A 17,395-nucleotide genomic window follows, 5' to 3' on the forward strand; every position below is an offset into this window, starting at 1 on the left:
CGAAGGAATGCAACATCTCAGTTATCGCCTGCCTTGCATCAAGCAGCGATGAACTCGTTCCAGCGCTTCACCATGTAGCGGTCCTCGTCCATGACCGAGTTCCAGCAGGCGACCTTGCCCATGCGCTCTTCGAACGAGCCGCCGTCACGCACGGCGCCAGCCTTTTCCATGACCTTGCCGTCCGGCGACAGGATATCGCCCTTTGCCGGCTTGCCTTCGATCCAGTAGCCCCACTCGTCCTCGGACATGAACTTCTTGGCCGACACCATGTTGGCCGAGTAATAGCCCTGGCGGTTGAGATAGCCGCCAACCCAGCCGGACGTGTACCAGTTGATGTATTCATAGGCGGCATCGAGTTCGGCGCCGGAGAGATGGGCTGCCAGGCCAAGCCCGCCACCCCAGGACCGGTAGCCTTCCTTGAGCGGCTGGAACCGGCACGCGATGCCCTTGGAGCGGACCGCGGCCACGGCCGGCGACCACATCGACTGGATTACGACTTCGCCTGAAGCCATCAGGTTGACGCTCTCGTCGAAGGATTTCCAGAAGGCGCGGAACTGGCCGGCTTGCTTGGCCTTGATCAGGAAGTCGATCGTCTTGTCGATCTCCTCCTTGGTCATGTTGCCCTTGTCGGCGTATTTGATGTTGCCCGTTGCCTCCATGATCATCGCCGCATCCATGATGCCGATTGACGGGATGTTGAGGATGGCGGTCTTGCCCTTGAAGGCCGGATCCATGATGTCGGCCCAGGTGGTGATATCGCGGCCGACGAGGTCGGGGCGGATGCCAAGCGTATCGGCATTGTAGATCGTCGGCACCATGGTGAACCAGTTGGTCGGCGCCTTGGCGAAGACCTTGCTGTCCTGCGCCTCGACGTAACCGACGGTATGCGGCGCGGTGCCCTGGGCAATGACGCTGTCCGGCGTCAGCTTGCCGGTTTTGAACAGCGGCACCAGCTCGTCGTAATATTTCAGCTTGGTGACATCCATCGGCTGCAGGACGCCTGTCGGGAACACCTTCTTGCAGATCCAGTATTCGATGTCGGCGATGTCGTAGCTGTCGGGCTGCGTCACGGCGCGCTGCGCGGCGGCGTCGGAATCGGTTGCTGTCATCTCCAGCGTGATGCCGAGGTCGGCCTTGCACTTGTCGGCGATGGCATTGAGGTTGGATACGCCGGTGCCGAACTGGCGCAGCGTGATGTTCGATTGCGCCCAGATGGTCGGAAAGCCTGATATGGCGCCGGAACCGGCGGCGAAACCGACGGCGGCGGCACCTGTCTTGAGCAGCGAACGTCGCGATATTCCAGTCTTCTTGTCGGTGGTGTTGGTCATGTTCAGTTCCCCTGTTTTGGTTGGTTATGCTGGATTTCAGGAATCGAGACGGCCAAGGACGATCGCGTCCTCGGCGTCCCAGGCGATCGGCACTGCGTCGCCGACGGCAACCGGCCTGGCGAAGAAGCTGGTGTCGTCGACGATTACCGTGAAATCCTCGATGCCGGCGCCATTGACCGAGAGCTTCACGGTCGAACCGCGGTACTCGACGTTTGAAACGATGCCGGTGAAGCCGAGCCCGGCTGCCGGCGGCTCGCCGATGCGCACGTGGTCGGTGCGAATGGCGATGTCGATGGGCTCCCCAGTCTCCCTGCCCTGCCCGCTGGCGGCGAGCGTGACGCCGCCGGGCACATCGAAAACGACCATGCCGTCGCGACTACCGGTGACACGGCCGGAGATGACATTGTGGTCGCCCATGAAACGAGCGACGAAGGCCGTGGCCGGCCGCTCGAACACCGTGCGAGGGTGCGCCGCCTGCTCGATACGGCCGTCGTTCATCACCACGATCAGGTCGGCCAGCGCCATCGCCTCTTCCTGGCTGTGGGTGACGTGGACGAAAGTGATGCCGAGCGACGTCTGCAGCTTCTTCAGTTCGGCTCGCATGCGGATCTTCAGGAAAGGATCGAGCGCCGAAAGCGGTTCGTCGAGCAACAGCGCCTCGGGGTCGGTGATCAATGCGCGCGCAAGAGCAACGCGCTGCTGCTGCCCGCCGGAAAGCTGCGCCGGGCGGCGGCTGGCATAGGCCTCCATCTGCATCAGCTTCAGCATGTCGAGTGCCTTGGCGCGGCGCTCCTCCTTGCCGACGCCTTTCATCTTCAGGCTGAAGGCGACATTGTCGATCAGGTCGAGATGCGGAAACAGTGCGTAGGACTGGAACATCATGGCAGTGCCGCGCCTGGCCGGCGGCAGGTCGGTGACCACTGTGTTGCCGAGACGCACGTCGCCACTCGATATGCTCTCGTGCCCGGCGATCATGCGCAACGTCGAGGTCTTGCCACAGCCCGACGGACCGAGCAGGCAGCAATAGGTTCCCGCAGGGATTTTCAGGCTGATGCCTTCGACGGCAGTCGTCGCGCCATAGACTTTCGAAACGGACACAATGTCGATTTCGGCGGCTTTGGACATCCAGCTTCCCCTTTGGTCGGATTAGCCAAAGCATCATGCGTGCCAGTTGCGCGCCGCCGCACCAACCGACTGAATCCTCGAAGAAATCAGGGCCGCCTCTATATAGCTGCCGATACGTCGCCCTTGTGCAATGCACAAATTATAGGCGATTGCCGCCGATCTTCGCAAAGATCGTATGCAATCTTTTTCATCTCTGTATTCACTTTGTCTCTCGTCCAAGCGATGCGATTCAGGGTAGAAGAACGCAGGACCACTGCCATGAACATTGCCGACCAGACCTTCCCTGCTATCGAGGCCGCCAACGAGGATCGCGCGCAGGCGATCCGCGACCAGTTGCGCGACGCGATCGTCGATCGCCGGCTGGCGCCGGGAACAAAGCTTTCCGAAGGCGAAGTCGGCACGCTGTTCGATGTCAGCCGCACCGTGGCGCGTGCGGCACTGCAGATGCTTTCCTTCGAGGGATTGGTGCGCACCGAGCGCAATCGCGGCGCCTTCGTCGCCAACCCGTCGCCGGAGGAAGCGCGGCAGGTTTTTGCTTCGCGCCGGCTCATCGAACCAGGCATCGCGATTGCCGCCGCCGGACGGATGACGCCGGCGCATGTCGCCGCGTTCAAGGCCCAGCTCGACGAAGAAGGCCGTTTCATCGCCGAACGCGGACCGAACGCAAGGCGATCGGAGATCAAGGCGTCGGGGGATTTTCACCTGCTTCTGGCGTCGGTCGCGGGAAACGTCATCCTGCAGCGCTTCATGGAGGAATTGGTCGCTCGTTCATCGCTGGTGATCGCACTCTATGGCCGCTCGGGCATCTCGAGCTGCGGCCACAACGAACACACGCAGATCCTCGAGGCGCTGGAAAATGGCAATGCCGAACGCGCCAGCGCGCTGATGCTGCACCACATCGACCATATCGAGGCCGACCTCGATTTGCGCGTCAGGAGCGGCCCGGCACTCAGGCAGGCGCTCGAGTTCTGAGATCGCGTCAACGCACGATCCTCACGCACATCGGCGTGCCAATTTCGATGGATCGGCCGGTGTCGGTCAGCCGGCCGGTTGCGGCATCACGGGCGAAAATCGAGATGCGGTCGGCATTCTGGTTGGCCGAGAACAGATGGCCGCCCGAGGGCGTCAGTGCCAGATTGCGCGGCGTGGCACCGCCGCAAGGCGTATAGTCGACAAGGGCAATCCTGCCGGTTTGCTGGTCGATCGAAAACACCACGATGCTGTCATGACCGCGGTTGGAGCCGTAGAGAAAGCGGCCGTCAGGCGAGATCTGGATGTCGGCGCAGTGATTGCCGTCGCGCGCCTCGGGCGGCACGGCCGGCTTGCTGTCGATCACCGTAAGCTTGCCTGATGCTTCGTCCAGCGCCAGCGAGACAACCGTCGAATCCAGCTCGTTCATGACGAACACGAAGCGACCGCCCGGATGCAGTGCGAGATGGCGCGGACCCGCGCCTGGCGCAAGCGCCGACTCGGCGAGCTTCGTCAGGCTGCCGTCTGAGCCGATGCGATAGGACACCAGCCGGTCGATGCCGAGGTCAGCGACGATCGCCATGCCGCCGGCAACCGTCTCGGTTACGCTATGGGCATGCGGCCGCTCCTGGCGGGCAGGATCTGGTCCGGTCCCGCTATGGGCAACGCTCGACAACGGCGCTGTCAGGCCGCCATTCTCACCCAACCCATAGACCACGACCGAGCGATCGGGGCCGCCCTCGCCCATGCCGTAATTGGCGACCAGCAGCTTGGTCCGGTCGCGCGTGATGGTGTTGTGCGCCGTGATGCTGCCCAGCGTCGGCTGCTTGTTGATGTAGGACAGCGTGGCGGTCTGCCTGTCGAAACGGTAGGCCGAGACCACCCCTTCGCGCCAGGTGAACACTTCTGAGTTGGCATAGACGTGGGAGCCGGCCGGCGTCACCGACAGGAAGGTGGGATTGTCGATGTCTCCCGTCTCGGCCAGTTTCTTCGTCTGCAGCGTCCCTTCGTCGAAACTGTAGACACCCAGCCCGATGCCGCGCGCGCCCTGAAAATACGGGGCGTCGCGATTGAGGCTGCCGACGAAAACCAGACAGGCATTCTGCATCACTTCCTCCCTTGTTCCGCCGGCATTGGCTCCGACGGAGCGGCAAAATTTCGCCTGTTCACGCTTGCAACACAACCCCATATGTGAAAATACTATTCACAAAAGAAGATTGACGGGAGGATCGATCATGCATTTCGCTGGTCTGCGGCGCGCCCTGATGGACGATTCCCGCTCCCAGAGGAAGTCGTCATGAGCGGTTTCGCGCCAACCGTGGGCGTGGCATCGACACACCCCGCCAACATGCCTAGGGATCACGCCGACCTTCCCGTCTGGAACGCGGAGAACTGGTTCTACGAAGACTGGCCGGTCGGCCAGAAGATCCGCTCGCTGCGCCGGACCATTGCCGAGGGCGACAGCCATCTCTTCAACACGCTGGTGCTCGACATCCATCCATACGTGCAGGACCAGATGTTCGCCGAAACGCAAGGCATTTTCGGCAAGCGGCTGGTGGCAGGGGCCTTCGTGTTCTCTGCCGGGCTCGGTCTCGTCGCCACCAATTGCATTAACGCCTTTTCGTATGGCTACGACAAATTGCGCTTCATCAAGCCGGTGTTCATAGGCGACACGATCTATTCGATCCGCTCCAACCTCGACAAGAAGCCAAAATACAAGGAAATGGGGCTGATCCGCGCCAGCTATGAAGTCTTCAAGGGTGAAGGCGAGCTCGTGCTTTATTGCGAGCACCTGCAGACGGTGAAGTACCGCAATCCGGCCGATTTCGCCGGCAAGACGGAGAAATAGGCAATGGCTGCCATTGCCGAACTGCCGCTGACCGGGCTCATCGTTGTCGATATGAGCCAATTCTTGTCCGGGCCCTACTGCTCGCTCAGACTGCTCGACCTCGGCGCTCGCGTCATCAAGATCGAACGGCCGGACGGCGGCGACCTGTCGCGCCGGCTCTATCTCAGCGACACCGAGATCGGCGGCGATTCCACCATTTTCCATGCGATCAACCGCGCCAAGGAAAGCCTTGCCATCGACTTGAAGGACGAGGCCGACCTTGCGGCGCTGCGCGGCCTGCTGGCCAAGGCCGACGTGCTGATCCAGAATTTCAGGCCCGGCGTCATCGAACGCCTGGGCTTCGATTACGAGGCGGTGCGCAAGATCAATCCGCGCCTGGTCTATGCCTCGATCAGCGGCTATGGCGAGGAAGGCCCGTGGGTCAAGCGGCCCGGGCAGGATCTGCTGGCGCAGGCCCGCTCCGGCGTGATGTGGCTGAACGGCGACGAGGACCAAGGGCCGGTGCCCTTCGGCCTGGCGATCGCCGACATGCTGGCGGGTTCCGCCGCCGCGCAAGGCATCCTCGCCGCACTGGTGCGGCGCGGCGTGACCGGCAACGGCAGCCATGTCGAGACCAGCCTGCTCGAAGCGCTGGTCGACTTCCAGTTCGAGGTGCTGACCACGCATCTCAATGACGGGCGCCGGCTGCCGCGGCGGTCGAGCTTCCGCAGCGCGCACGCCTATCTCTCGGCGCCCTACGGCGTCTATCCGGCCAAGGACGGCTATCTGGCGATCGCCATGACGCCGATCTCGAAACTCGCCGATCTCCTCGGGCTCGAGGAACTTGCGCCCTATCGCGACCAGCCGTCGACCTGGTTCACCGCCCGCGACGAGATCAAGGCGATCATCGCGCAAAAGATCGCAACGAAGACGGTCGACGAATGGCTTGCCATTCTCGAGCCTGCCGACATCTGGTGCGCCAAGGTTTTGAGCTGGCCGGAAATGATGGCCAGCGAAGGCTTCCAGGTCCTCGACATGCTGCAGACGGTGACGCGCGAGGATGACGTTTCGATCCTCACCACGCGCTCGCCGCTCAGGGTAGACGGCATCCGCGCGAAGGTCGAGCGGGCCGCGCCACGCATCGGCGAGCACAGCGCAAAAATCCGCGCGGAGTTCGGGCTGTGAGCGACGTCACGCTCAAAGGCATGACCTGGAGCCATCCGCGCGGCTATGACCCGATGGTCGCCTGTTCGAGACTGTGGAAGCAACAAACTGGCATCGCCGTTGAATGGGACAAGCGCTCGCTGCAGGATTTCGAATCCTTCCCGGTCGAGGAACTGGCCCGTGCCTACGACCTGATCGTCGTCGACCATCCGCATGTCGGCCAGATCACCGCCGAGAATTGCCTGGCGCCGCTCGATGTCGCCGGCCGGGAAGCCGAACGTGCAGCACTTGCGGCGGGCAGTGTCGGCCGGTCCTTTCCGAGCTACAACTGGCAAGGCCGGCAGTGGGCGTTTCCGATCGACGCGGCCAGCCAGGTGCAGGCATGGCGGCCCGACATGCTTTCGGCAGCGCCGGCGAGCTGGGCCGATGCTCTCGATCTGGCCCGGCAAGGCCACGTGCTGTTGCCGCTCAGGCCGCCGCATGCGCTGATGGTGTTCTACACGCTTGCCGGCAATCTCGGACGGCCCGCCGGTGAAGGCCCTGGCGACCATGTGGATCCGGCAGCGGGCAAGCAGGTCTTCGAGATGATGCGCGAGATCGCAGCTCTCGTCGACCCGGCCTGTCTTGGCATGGATCCGATCGCGGTTCTGGAGCAAATGGCCGGATCCGGCTCGCGGATCGCCTGCGCGCCGCTGATCTATGGCTATGTCTCCTATGCCATCGCCGGGTTTCGACCCAACCGCCTGGCTTTCGCGGATATCCCGGCCGCTGGCAATGCCGGCCCCAAAGGCTCGGCGCTCGGCGGGACCGGCATCGCCGTGTCGGCCTTCTCGAAGGCCGGACAGGAAGCAATCGACTTCGCCTACTGGATCGCCAGCGGTGGGGTGCAGCGCGGCCCTTACGCCTCGGCCGGCGGCCAGCCCGGCCATGCGGCAGCCTGGGCGGATACCGCCGTCAACGCCGCCGCCGGCAATTTCTACGAGGACACGCGGGCTACGCTCGAAGGTGCCTGGGTGAGGCCGCGGCACGACGGCTACATGGCGTTCCAGCAGGCGGCGTCCGATCGCATCAATGTCGGCCTGAGCGAAAGGCACAATGCCGCTCGCGTCGTTGCCGATCTCAATCGCCTGTTTCGGGAGAGCCTTTCGACGCAGGTGTCCGGCGTTGCCGGCGGAGGAGCCTGAAACAACCGAACGGAGGAGAACATGAACAGCCTGATCCGCGGCCTTATGGCCGCAACCGCACTTGCATCGGTCACGACCATAGCCTGCGCCCAAGACGTTTCGGGCGTGATTGCTGGATTGCCGACCGAACTGAAGGCGCAATATGACGGCGCGCCGCAAAAGGTGCTGCCGTCGGCCTGGGATAATTTCACGCCGCCGCCAAAGCCATGGAAATGGTGCCACTCCGAGTCCTACCAGGGCAATCCGTGGCGCGTCACCGTGACCAAGGAGTTGAAGCGGCTGGTCGACGGCCTGATCGCCGACGGCACCGTGGCGAGCTTCGAGGTGTCGGATTCCAACAACGACGCCAGTCAGCAGATCAACCAGATCCGCGCCTTCATCGACAAGAAATGCTCGATCATCAGCTCGATCCCCGGCTCGGCGACGGCGCTGGACGATGCCATCGATGCCGCAGCCAAAGCCGGCATCCCCTTCATCACGGCAGCGGGGTCGGTGACCAGCCCGAATGCGATCAATGTCGATTCCAACTATGCGCGCTGGGGCTACGACATGATGACGGCGATCGGCAAAGCAATGCCGGACGGTGGCAGCGTGCTTCTGGTCGAAGGCATCGCCGGTCATCCGATCGTCGTGCAGGAGCGCCAGGGCGGCGACAAGGCGCTGGCCGAAATTTCAAAGCTCAAGGTCTCGCGCAGCGTCAACGGCAACTGGACGGCCAACGTCACCAAGACGGCGGTGCTGCAGGCGATCGCCACCAATCCGGCGCCGATCGATGCGGTGTGGACGACGGGCAGCGAAAGCCGCGTCGTTGACGAGGCCTTTGCCGAGGCCGGCCGCCCTGCCCCGCTGATCACCGGCTCGATCACCGGCGATGCGCTCGGCTACTGGAAGGCCAATCCCGACAAATACCGCTTCGAAGGCCATGCGGTTCTGCCGCACTGGACGGCCGAGACGCTGTTTCGTGTCGGGGCGCGCATGCTGGATGGGCAGAAGCCCAAGCTCAACACGCTGCTGATCCCGATTCCGCCGGTGCACAATGCCGACCTCGGCGCCTGGTACAAGGACTGCATGACGCCGGACGCCGTCTCGATCTTCCCGGTCCCGCCGAAGGATCCGATGCCGGAGGAATGGCTCGACGCCTACTTCGCCAATCCGGCACCGACCAAGGGCTGGGACTATTCGAAGGTGCCGGACGCCTGCGCCAAGTAGCATTTATGAGCGCCGGCTCCGCACCAGCGGTGCCGGCTTTCTCCATCAGGATTGCTCATGCTGGAAGTCCAGGCCATCTCGAAACGCTACGGCGAAACGATTGCGCTGGCCAATGCCTCAATCGCATTCCGCGCCGGCACGATCCACACCATCCTGGGCGAGAATGGTTCGGGCAAGAGCACCCTGGTCAAGCTGCTGTCGGGAATCGTCCAGCCGGACAGCGGCGCGATCCTGCTCGACGGAGCGCCCTTTACCGGCCTCTCGCCGGCAGCGTTCCAGACCGCCGGATTGGCCACCGTGTTCCAGGAAGTGCTGATCGCGCCTGACCGTTCGGTGACGGACAATATCCTGCTCGGCCTCGACGGCCTGCTGACGCGCACCGTGCCGCGCGCCGAGCGGCGGCAGCGCGCACAAACGGTGCTGAACCGCTTTGCGGTGACCGAGATCCCGCTCGACCAGTTGGCCGGGCAATTGCCGCTTGCGGTTCAGCAATTGGTAGTGCTCGCCCGCGCCGTAGTGCGCAGCCCGCGCATTCTCATCCTTGACGAGGTTACGGCTGCGCTCGACTTTGCCGATCGCGAGGCGGTTTTCGCCATGATGCGCAAGCTTGCCTCCGAAGGCTGCCTGATCCTGTTCATCACCCATCGCATGGACGAGGTGATGTCGCTTTCGGACCGGATTTCCGTGCTGCGCGGCGGCAGCGTGGTGACGACTGAGGAACGCGGCACGTCCACCGCATCCGAACTTCTCAGAGCGATGGCGCCACGCACGGCGGCGGAGCTGGCGCATGGCTGATCGCGCCAGCCTTTCGGTGCGTGGCCTGGTGATCGCGCCGGGCGCAAGCCCCATGACGCAAACCATTGCGCCGGGCGAGATCGTCGGCCTTGCCGGCCTCGACGGCCACGGACAGGAGCGGTTCCTGAAAGTGCTGGCCGGCCTGGAACGCCCGGCCGGCGGCGAGGTGACCGTCGAGGCGCCAACCGGAGCGCGCGCGATCACCAATTTCCGCAAGGCGGTCGCCGGCGGCATCGCCTATTTGCCGCGCGACCGGCGCACCACCGGCATTTTTCCGACCCAATCGGTGCTCGACAATTTTGCCGTCTCGACGCTGTCGCGCGATATGCGTTTCGGCCTGCTCAGCTTCGCCGCGCGGCGGCAGCGCTATGAGAGCTACCGGGACAGACTGTCGATCATCGCGCCACGGCCGGACGCCCCGATCACCACGCTTTCCGGCGGCAATCAGCAGAAGGTGCTGCTGGCCCGCGCATTGGCGCTGGAACCGGCGATCCTGCTCCTCAACGACCCTACCCGCGGCGTCGACGTGGCAACGCGCCACGTCCTTTATGACGTGTTCCGCAGGCTTGCGGCGGACGGCATGGCGCTGGTCATCCTATCGAGCGAGATCGAGGAGATCCTGCTGCTTTGCCATCGCGTGCTGGTGTTCCGCGAACAGCAGGTGGCGGCTGAAATCACCGGAGACGAGATGAAAAGCGATACGGTGATCGCCGCCATGTTCGGGCGCGCGGCATGAGCGGGTTGCGGCGCATGGCGGCGCGATGGCGCGGCGCCGGCTTTGCGGCAGTGCTGTTAGTGATCCTGATCGCGGTCAATCTGCTGCTCAATCCGGCGCGCTTCCATCCTGCCGCCTGGGGCGCGCTGATCGGGCTCGCCGCGCCGCTGATCGGCGCAGCGCTCGCCTCGGCTCCAGTGATCCTGGCCGGGCGCGGTGGCATCGACATTTCCGTCGGGCCATTGATGGGCTTCGTCAATGCGATGGTGATCCAGGTGCTGTTCCTCAGGCTTGGCATATCTTCGCCGCTGGTCATCGTGCCGGCGGCGCTTCTGATCGGCGCGATCGTCGGCGCTGCCAACGGCTTTCTGGCGACCATCGTCCGCATCCAGCCGATCGTCGCAACGCTCGGCACCTATCTGATCCTCACCGGCATGACGCTGACCATCCTGCCGGCGCCGATCGGCCCGGCGCCGGGCTGGCTGAAGGCAATGGCCGGACCCTGGTCGGCGCTGCCGCTGGCGCTGATCTTCCTGTTCTGGTGGCTGGTGCGGCAGACGCCTTATTATGACCAGCTGATGGCGGTGGGCAGCGACGACCGCGCCGCCTACACGGCCGGCATTCCGGTGACGAAAGTACGTTTCATAGCCTATGTCATGACCGGCATACTTGCCGCCTGTGCCGGCCTCATGCTGACCGCCCTGATCGGTTCGGCCGACCCTAATATCGGGCCAACCTACACGCTGATCGCGATTGCCGCGGTGGCGCTCGGCGGCGTCAGCCTTGCCGGCGGGCGCGGCGGGCTCGCCGGCGCCGCCATCGGCGCTGTCGACATCTTCCTGCTGCAGAGCGTGCTGACCGCCTTCAACGTCTCCACCTATGTGCTGCAGATCGCCTATGGCGCGATCCTGGTTGTGGCCGTCATCATGACGGCGCTGCAGGAGCGGCTCTCGGGACGGAAAGGCTGAGAAGCATGAGCCGGAACTGGTTCCAGTCCACCAATGCCCGCGTCGCCGGTGCCTTTGCCGTCGCTGTCGCCTTGCATCTCCTTGGCACCTTGCTCATCCCGGGCTACTCCCAGCCGTTCGCCATCCGGGCGCTGCTGGTGATCGCCTCGCTGCTGGCGGTGGCATCGATCGGCCAGACCCTCGTCGTAATCCTGGGCGGTATCGATCTGTCGATCCCCTTCATCATCGGCTTTGCCAATGTCGTTGCCGCACAGCTCTACGGCGTCGGCTGGAATTTTGCTCTTGTCTGCGCGGTCGTCAGCGCGCTCGCCTTACTGATCGGGGCGCTGAACGGCCTGATCTCGCGCGGGCTCGACATCCACCCGCTGATCGTCACGCTCGGCATCGGCATGATTGTGCAAGGCGCCGTCCTGTTGTGGACCGGTGGTTTTCCATCCGGATCGGCGCCGCAAGCGGTTTCCGCCTTCGTTTCGATCGGCGGTTCGGTCGGACCGCTGCCGGTGCCGGGGCTGGTGCCATGCGTACTGGTGCTGACCTTGCTGGTGGCGCTGGTGCTGGCGCGCACGCCATACGGCCGCCGTCTCTACGCCCTCGGCAGCAATCCAGGTGCTGCCCCGCTGGCGCTGATCGATCCGGTCCGCATGTGGACCGTGACCTATGCGGCAAGTGCCTTCTTCGCCTCCGCAGCCGGCGTGCTACTGCTCGGCTTCACCGGCTCTGCCTATGGCGATGTCGGCCAGCCCTATCTGTTCCAGACGATCGCGGCCGTGGTGGTCGGCGGCGCCGCCCTTGTCGGCGGCCGTGGCAGCTATTTCGGCACCATTGCCGGCGTGCTGGTGCTGACGGAGATCAACACGCTGCTGATCGGCCTCGGCTTCCGGCCCTCGACGGTGCAGGCGGCACTTGGCCTGGTCATCGTGCTCCTGGTTTCGCTCTACGGTCGCGAGCGGCACGTGTCGGCGACGATCTGAGGCCACCTATTCGTTTTAGCCGCATTTGTGCGACGCCCGATTCCACTTGGCTGCAAAAATGCTCTACAAACTCCACAGCCGCTTGGCGTTGCCGGACAGCAGTTGCTGCCGTTCATCGGTGCTGGTGCCGGCAAGCAGCGCATGCGTTGCCGCAATCCAGGTCGCAAGCCCGCCGCCGAGCGTGCAGACCGGCCAGTCGCTGCCCCAGACGACGCGATCCCAGCCGAAGCATTCGATGGTGTGCTCGACATAGGAACGCAGCGTTTCGACAGTCCAGGATCCGGCATCCGCATAGGCGACCACACCGGAAATTTTGCCGACGACGTTCGGGCGCCGCGCGATCTCCGCCATGTGCTCGCGCCAGGGGTGCTCGGCACCACCCTTGATGTCGGGCACGCCACAATGGTCGAGCACGAACTGCACATCCGGCGCGAGGTCGGCGAGTGCAATCGCCTTGGGGATCTGGTGCGGCAGAACGACAAGGTCGAAGGTCAGGCCGCTGCCGGCAAGCCGCTTGAAGTTTTCGCGAAACAGCGCGCCCTCCGAAAGCTCGTCCGGCATGACGTGCAGCACGCGGCGAAAGCCTTTGACGAAAGGATCGGCGCGCTGGCGCTCGAGATAGGCGGCAAAGCCGGGCTCTTCCGGACGGCAGGAGGCAATTGCCCCCCGCAGCAAGCTGGCCTTTTCCCGCGACAGCGCTTTGACACGGCTGGTTTCAGCCTCGATGTCGGCAGGATCGACATCGACCTCCATATGCAATGCGCCCTCGATGCCGGCGCGGCGGGCCTGGACTGCATAGTCGTCGTAGGAGAAATCGCGGTTGAGTGCCGGCACGCCGGCCAGCCAGGGATAGCGCAGCGCGGACTGGTCGATCAGGTGCAGATGGGTGTCGAAGATCATGGCGGCGCTCCTCCTTGGCGACTTCGAGATCATCTCACGGAGAAATTCTTCATTCAAATAAGAATTCATCGCGATTGCTTGACGGTCGATCCCGCCAGTTGCGACAGCTTTTCGGTCGCTGCCAGCAGCAGCTCTATCGTCCTGGTGATGTCGGGCGCCTTGGGTGCGTTGACCAGGGTTATGTAGGGGATCGACAGTGCGGCGATGGCCTTGCCATCCGAGCCGAGAACGGGCGTCGACAGATTGAACACGCCGGCCGTCTGCATCGACGCCATCATCTCGTAGCCGCGTTCCCTGATCTGGTCGAGGCGGGCGAAGAATTCCGGCGACTGCGGCGGCTTGTCGGTACTGCGCAGATGTTCTGAGATCATCATCTGCCGCTCTTCCGGCGGGCGGAACGCCAGCAATACATGGCCGGACCCGGTGTCGAACAGGCTGATATGCGAGCCGACGCGGATGGAGATGCCCCAGTAATCCGGCGCCTCCTGCTGTGCGATCACCACCGCGGAACCGCGGTCGAAGACGACCAGCTGATTTGCCTGCTGTGTGGTTTCGGCCAGTTCGCGCATCAGCGGCGTCGCGTAGGAAGCCAGCCGGCGCACCGGCGCGTGCAGCTGCGCCAGGCCAAACAGCTTGAGCGTCAGCGAGTAACGGTCGCCATCCGGCCGCGTGACATAGCCGCGCCGCACCAGCCGATCCAGCATGCGATAGAACTCGTTCGGGCTGCGGTCGAGTTTCTTGGCGATTTCCGCCTGCGTCAGGCCGCCGTCGACGCCGGCCAGCAGCTCGAGAATGTCGAGCCCCTTGTCCAACGCCGGGGCTCGATAGCGCTCGTCTTCCTCGTCCTCTGCCATTGGGCTTCTCCAGTGAATTTTATATTTCATATACGCATAACGGTGGCTTCCGGAAGAACTTTCGGCTTGACGATCTTATAAATATTTTGTTTGTATATGAATGAACCTGCCGATCGACCTCACTACGCGATCGACGCAGACTCTTAGGAGGATACCAATGACGAAACTGTTTTGCGGCCTGTCGGCCGGCGTAACGCTGCTCGCACTTGGTGCGAGTGCTGCCCTTGCTGCCGACCTGCCCGGTAAATTCGACGGCGTCACCATCGACGCCAAGCTGATCGGCGGCCAGCAATATGAAGGGCTGTACGCGCGCATCGGCGAATGGGAAAAACTGACCGGCGCCAAGGTCAACGTGATCTCGAAGAAAAACCACTTCGAGCTCGACAAGGAGGTCAAGTCGGACATCGCCTCCGGCAGCATCAACTGGTGCGTCGGGTCGAACCACTCGTCCTTCGCGCCGCAATATCCTGATATCTACACCGATCTCAACAAGCTGCTGCCGAAGGAGGAGATCGACGCCTTCGTGCCGTCGACGATCAAGGCCTCCACGCTCGAGGGCAAGCTGGTCATGCTGCCGCGCGCGCAGTTCGACGTCTCGGCGCTCTATTACCAGAAGAGCCTCTACCAGGACGAAGCCAAGAAGGCCGCCTACAAGGCCAAATACGGCAAGGATCTGACACCGCCCGACACCTGGGACGAGGTCGCCCAGCAGGCGGAATTCTTCGCCAGCCCGCCCGATTTCTACGGCACCCAGTTCGCCGGCAAGGAAGAGGCGATCAACGGCCGCTTTTACGAGATGCTCATCGCCGACGGCGGCGAATACCTCGACAAGGATGGCAAGCCGGCCTTCAACTCGGAAGCCGGCGTGCACGCGCTCGACTGGTTCGTCAATCTCTACAAGGCCAAGGCGGTGCCGGCCGGCACCACCAACTATCTGTGGGACGATCTCGGCCAGGGCTTTGCCTCGGGCACCGTCGCCATCAACCTCGACTGGCCGGGCTGGGCAGGCTTCTTCAACGATCCGAAGTCGTCGAAGGTCGCCGGCAATGTCGGCGTGAAGGTGGCGCCGAAGGGATCGGCCGGCATTCGCACCGGCTGGTCGGGGCACCACGGATTTTCGGTCACCGAAAACTGCGCCAGCAAGGAAGCCGCGGCGTCGCTGGTCTGGTTCCTGACCAATGAGGACAGCCAGAAGCTCGAGGCGGCAAGCGGCCCACTGCCGACCCGCACGGCGGTGTGGGACTGGGACATCCAGCAGGCGGCCAATGATCCTTACAAGAAGGAAGTGCTGGCGGCTTTCCAGGAAGAGGCAAAGCACGCTTTTGCCGTGCCGCAGACACCTGAATGGATCGAAATCTCCAACGCCGTCTATCCCGAATTGCAGGCCGCCATCCTTGGCGACAAGACCTCCAAGCAGGCTCTGGACGACGCTGCCGCCAAGGCCACGCAAATCCTCGAGGACGCCGGCAAGCTTTGACCATTCTCCCAAGGGGGCGCCGCGCTCATCGAAGAGCGGCGTCCCCGAACTTTTTACGAACCATGCGCAACACGCTTTGTCTTGATCCCAGGCCGCCGATGGCGGCCTTCGGTGTCCGGGCACCAACCAGAACCGGATCGCCATGAAAGGCTGGAGACCTTCGCCGCCATTGCTGCTCCTGCTGCCGGCGGTGATCGTTCTGGCGGCGGTGGTGGTGGTGCCGTTGCTGCTTTCGCTCTATTCCAGCTTCACGCCGTTCCGGCTGACCAGGCCGGAGACGTTCTGGGTCTTCATCGGCGCGCGCAACTACGTCACCATCCTGACCAGCCGCGCCTTCTGGGTCGCCTTTGCCCGCACCGTGGTGCTGCTGACCGTCGCGCTCAACCTGGAAATGCTGATCGGGCTCGGGCTGGCCCTGCTGGTGGAGAAGGCATCGCGCGGCCAGCGGATCCTGCGCACCATCATGATGTTTCCGATGATGTTTTCGCCGATCCTCGTCGGCTTCCAGTTCAAATTCATGTTCAATGACAATATCGGCCTGGTGAACAACGCCCTGCAGGGGCTCGGCCTGACCGATCGCGCCATCCCGTGGCTGATCGACGGCAATCTCGCCTTCATCGCCATCCTGATCGCCGAGATCTGGTCGTCGACCTCGGTGTTCGCGATCCTGATCCTGGCCGGGCTGCTGGCGATGCCGCGCGAACCGGTCGAGGCGGCCCGCGTCGACGGCTGCACGCCGTGGCAGACATTCCGCTATGTCACCTGGCCGTTCATCATGCCGTTTGCCTTTATCGCCATGACCATCCGCTCACTCGACGTCGCGCGCGCCTATGACATCGTAAAGATCATGACCGACGGCGGCCCCGCCGGCCGCACCGAACTGGTCTGGACGCTGGTCGCCCGCATCGCCTACAGCGATGCCAGGATGGGAATGGCCAATGCCATGGCCTATTTCTCGATCCTGCTGTCGATCCTGTTCACCGTCTATTTCTACCGCAAGCTCGCCGCAGCGCGCACGCAGATCGCGGCGGAGTGGTGAGGATGGACCAGAACAGCCTGCATCGCGTCGGCAACAAAGCGCTCGGAATCGTTCACGGCATCGGACTGTTCCTGGCCATGCTGGTCATCTGCCTGCCCGGCATCTGGATCGTGCTGTCGTCGCTGCGGCCGACCGTCGAAATCATGGCCAAGCCGCCGGTGTGGATCCCGCAGCAACTCTCGCTCGACGCCTACATCGCCATGTTCAGCGGCGTCGGCCAGGGCGGCATTCCGGTGCTCGACTACTTCCGCAATTCGCTGATCATCTCGGTGACCTCGACGGTGATCGCCATCGTCATCGGCATGGCCGGCGGCTACGCCTTTGCGCGCTACCGCTTTCGCGCCAAGTCGGCGATGTTCCTCGGCCTGATGCTGACGCGCACGGTGCCCGGCATCGCGCTGTCGCTGCCGCTGTTCTTCGTCTTTGCGCGGCTCGGCATCATCGACACGCATTTCGGGCTGATCCTGGTCTATGTCGCGCTCAACGTGCCGTTCACCGTCTGGTTGATCGACGGCTTTTTCCGCCAGGTGCCGAAAGACCTCGCCGAAGCCGCGCAGATCGACGGCTGCACGCGCTGGCAGGCCTTCTGGCAGGTCGAGTTTCCGTTGGCCGGGCCCGGCATCGCCTCGGCCGGCATCTTTGCCTTCCTCACCTCCTGGAACGAGTTCGCGCTCGCCTCGCAGCTGACGCGCTCGATAAATTCCAAGACCCTGCCGGTCGGCCTGCTCGACTATACGGCCGAATTCACCATCGACTGGCGCGGCATGTGCGCGCTCGCCGTGGTCATGGTCATACCGGCGCTCACGCTTACCTTCATCGTCCAGAAACATCTCGTCGGCGGCCTCACTTCCGGCGCGGTGAAAGGCTGA

General features: G+C 63.6%; 17 protein-coding genes. 12 read left to right on the forward strand and 5 right to left on the reverse strand.

The window, feature by feature from the left end:
* Positions 1-38: 38 nt before the first annotated feature.
* Together NKI97_RS08135 and NKI97_RS08140 are read right to left on the reverse strand one after the other, a co-directional pair.
* The gene (locus tag NKI97_RS08135; RefSeq protein WP_352451581.1) at positions 39-1,328 is read right to left on the reverse strand and encodes an ABC transporter substrate-binding protein; all 1,290 of its coding nucleotides are present in this window, start codon (positions 1,326-1,328) and stop codon (positions 39-41) included.
* Positions 1,329-1,364: 36 nt separating this feature from the next.
* Positions 1,365-2,453, reverse strand: a complete 1,089-nt coding sequence (locus NKI97_RS08140) for an ABC transporter ATP-binding protein (protein WP_352451580.1) — start codon at positions 2,451-2,453, stop codon at positions 1,365-1,367.
* A 258-nt stretch (positions 2,454-2,711) separates the two neighbouring features.
* Between NKI97_RS08140 and NKI97_RS08145 the strand changes: the two genes are divergently transcribed.
* Positions 2,712-3,425: a GntR family transcriptional regulator gene (locus NKI97_RS08145; RefSeq protein WP_023676076.1), complete on the forward strand. Its 714-nt coding sequence runs from the start codon at positions 2,712-2,714 to the stop codon at positions 3,423-3,425.
* Positions 3,426-3,432: 7 nt separating this feature from the next.
* Here NKI97_RS08145 and NKI97_RS08150 read toward each other — a convergent pair whose 3' ends face one another.
* Positions 3,433-4,530: a lactonase family protein gene (locus tag NKI97_RS08150; RefSeq protein ID WP_352750169.1), complete on the reverse strand. Its 1,098-nt coding sequence runs from the start codon at positions 4,528-4,530 to the stop codon at positions 3,433-3,435.
* Between the two features lie 189 nt (positions 4,531-4,719).
* Between NKI97_RS08150 and NKI97_RS08155 the strand changes: the two genes are divergently transcribed.
* Genes NKI97_RS08155 through NKI97_RS08190 form a run of 8 tightly spaced genes read left to right on the forward strand, consistent with a single transcriptional unit; the run spans position 4,720 to position 12,256 of the window.
* A complete protein-coding gene (locus NKI97_RS08155; protein ID WP_352455282.1) occupies positions 4,720-5,271 on the forward strand; it encodes a MaoC family dehydratase in 552 nt (183 codons plus the stop codon).
* A 3-nt stretch (positions 5,272-5,274) separates the two neighbouring features.
* Positions 5,275-6,435, forward strand: a complete 1,161-nt coding sequence (locus NKI97_RS08160; RefSeq protein WP_352680380.1) for a CaiB/BaiF CoA transferase family protein — start codon at positions 5,275-5,277, stop codon at positions 6,433-6,435.
* Between the two features lie 20 nt (positions 6,436-6,455).
* Positions 6,456-7,598 carry an extracellular solute-binding protein gene (locus tag NKI97_RS08165; protein ID WP_352680448.1) on the forward strand — a complete coding sequence of 381 codons (1,143 nt, stop codon included), beginning with the start codon at positions 6,456-6,458 and terminating at the stop codon, positions 7,596-7,598.
* Positions 7,599-7,619: 21 nt separating this feature from the next.
* On the forward strand, positions 7,620-8,807 hold the full coding sequence (locus NKI97_RS08170) for an ABC transporter substrate-binding protein (RefSeq protein WP_352833477.1): 1,188 nt from the start codon (positions 7,620-7,622) through the stop codon (positions 8,805-8,807).
* A 57-nt stretch (positions 8,808-8,864) separates the two neighbouring features.
* Positions 8,865-9,602, forward strand: coding sequence for an ATP-binding cassette domain-containing protein (locus tag NKI97_RS08175; RefSeq protein WP_352680378.1), 738 nt, complete (start codon positions 8,865-8,867; stop codon positions 9,600-9,602).
* A complete protein-coding gene (locus tag NKI97_RS08180; RefSeq protein WP_352750168.1) occupies positions 9,595-10,338 on the forward strand; it encodes an ATP-binding cassette domain-containing protein in 744 nt (247 codons plus the stop codon). The genes NKI97_RS08175 and NKI97_RS08180 overlap by 8 nt, the downstream gene beginning before the upstream one ends.
* Positions 10,335-11,285, forward strand: coding sequence for an ABC transporter permease (locus tag NKI97_RS08185; RefSeq protein ID WP_352750167.1), 951 nt, complete (start codon positions 10,335-10,337; stop codon positions 11,283-11,285). Before NKI97_RS08180 ends, NKI97_RS08185 begins: the two co-directional genes overlap by 4 nt.
* Positions 11,286-11,290: 5 nt before the next feature.
* Positions 11,291-12,256, forward strand: a complete 966-nt coding sequence (locus NKI97_RS08190; protein ID WP_352833481.1) for an ABC transporter permease — start codon at positions 11,291-11,293, stop codon at positions 12,254-12,256.
* Between the two features lie 63 nt (positions 12,257-12,319).
* Here NKI97_RS08190 and NKI97_RS08195 read toward each other — a convergent pair whose 3' ends face one another.
* Both NKI97_RS08195 and NKI97_RS08200 read right to left on the reverse strand, forming a co-directional pair.
* Positions 12,320-13,156, reverse strand: a complete 837-nt coding sequence (locus NKI97_RS08195; protein WP_352833484.1) for an amidohydrolase family protein — start codon at positions 13,154-13,156, stop codon at positions 12,320-12,322.
* A gap of 65 nt (positions 13,157-13,221) precedes the next feature.
* Positions 13,222-14,010: an IclR family transcriptional regulator gene (locus NKI97_RS08200; RefSeq protein ID WP_352488516.1), complete on the reverse strand. Its 789-nt coding sequence runs from the start codon at positions 14,008-14,010 to the stop codon at positions 13,222-13,224.
* Positions 14,011-14,167: 157 nt separating this feature from the next.
* Between NKI97_RS08200 and NKI97_RS08205 the strand changes: the two genes are divergently transcribed.
* The 3 genes from NKI97_RS08205 (at position 14,168) to NKI97_RS08215 (ending at position 17,395) form a co-directional block, all read left to right on the forward strand.
* Complete coding sequence (locus NKI97_RS08205; protein WP_352833486.1) at positions 14,168-15,487, forward strand: type 2 periplasmic-binding domain-containing protein; 1,320 nt, start codon at positions 14,168-14,170, stop codon at positions 15,485-15,487.
* A gap of 142 nt (positions 15,488-15,629) precedes the next feature.
* Positions 15,630-16,526, forward strand: coding sequence for a carbohydrate ABC transporter permease (locus NKI97_RS08210; RefSeq protein WP_352743915.1), 897 nt, complete (start codon positions 15,630-15,632; stop codon positions 16,524-16,526).
* Positions 16,527-16,528: 2 nt separating this feature from the next.
* The gene (locus tag NKI97_RS08215; RefSeq protein ID WP_352451567.1) at positions 16,529-17,395 is read left to right on the forward strand and encodes a carbohydrate ABC transporter permease; all 867 of its coding nucleotides are present in this window, start codon (positions 16,529-16,531) and stop codon (positions 17,393-17,395) included.

The organism is Mesorhizobium sp. M0296 (assembly GCF_040321675.1).
GTDB lineage: Bacteria > Pseudomonadota > Alphaproteobacteria > Rhizobiales > Rhizobiaceae > Mesorhizobium.

Coding starts and splice junctions, on each gene's coding strand:
- NKI97_RS08135 (WP_352451581.1), bottom strand. CDS start 1,328: ATGACCAACACCACCGACAAGAAGACTGGAATATCGCGACGTTCGCTG.
- NKI97_RS08140 (WP_352451580.1), bottom strand. CDS start 2,453: ATGTCCAAAGCCGCCGAAATCGACATTGTGTCCGTTTCGAAAGTCTAT.
- NKI97_RS08145 (WP_023676076.1), top strand. CDS start 2,712: ATGAACATTGCCGACCAGACCTTCCCTGCTATCGAGGCCGCCAACGAG.
- NKI97_RS08150 (WP_352750169.1), bottom strand. CDS start 4,530: ATGCAGAATGCCTGTCTGGTTTTCGTCGGCAGCCTCAATCGCGACGCC.
- NKI97_RS08155 (WP_352455282.1), top strand. CDS start 4,720: ATGAGCGGTTTCGCGCCAACCGTGGGCGTGGCATCGACACACCCCGCC.
- NKI97_RS08160 (WP_352680380.1), top strand. CDS start 5,275: ATGGCTGCCATTGCCGAACTGCCGCTGACCGGGCTCATCGTTGTCGAT.
- NKI97_RS08165 (WP_352680448.1), top strand. CDS start 6,456: ATGACCTGGAGCCATCCGCGCGGCTATGACCCGATGGTCGCCTGTTCG.
- NKI97_RS08170 (WP_352833477.1), top strand. CDS start 7,620: ATGAACAGCCTGATCCGCGGCCTTATGGCCGCAACCGCACTTGCATCG.
- NKI97_RS08175 (WP_352680378.1), top strand. CDS start 8,865: ATGCTGGAAGTCCAGGCCATCTCGAAACGCTACGGCGAAACGATTGCG.
- NKI97_RS08180 (WP_352750168.1), top strand. CDS start 9,595: ATGGCTGATCGCGCCAGCCTTTCGGTGCGTGGCCTGGTGATCGCGCCG.
- NKI97_RS08185 (WP_352750167.1), top strand. CDS start 10,335: ATGAGCGGGTTGCGGCGCATGGCGGCGCGATGGCGCGGCGCCGGCTTT.
- NKI97_RS08190 (WP_352833481.1), top strand. CDS start 11,291: ATGAGCCGGAACTGGTTCCAGTCCACCAATGCCCGCGTCGCCGGTGCC.
- NKI97_RS08195 (WP_352833484.1), bottom strand. CDS start 13,156: ATGATCTTCGACACCCATCTGCACCTGATCGACCAGTCCGCGCTGCGC.
- NKI97_RS08200 (WP_352488516.1), bottom strand. CDS start 14,010: ATGGCAGAGGACGAGGAAGACGAGCGCTATCGAGCCCCGGCGTTGGAC.
- NKI97_RS08205 (WP_352833486.1), top strand. CDS start 14,168: ATGACGAAACTGTTTTGCGGCCTGTCGGCCGGCGTAACGCTGCTCGCA.
- NKI97_RS08210 (WP_352743915.1), top strand. CDS start 15,630: ATGAAAGGCTGGAGACCTTCGCCGCCATTGCTGCTCCTGCTGCCGGCG.
- NKI97_RS08215 (WP_352451567.1), top strand. CDS start 16,529: ATGGACCAGAACAGCCTGCATCGCGTCGGCAACAAAGCGCTCGGAATC.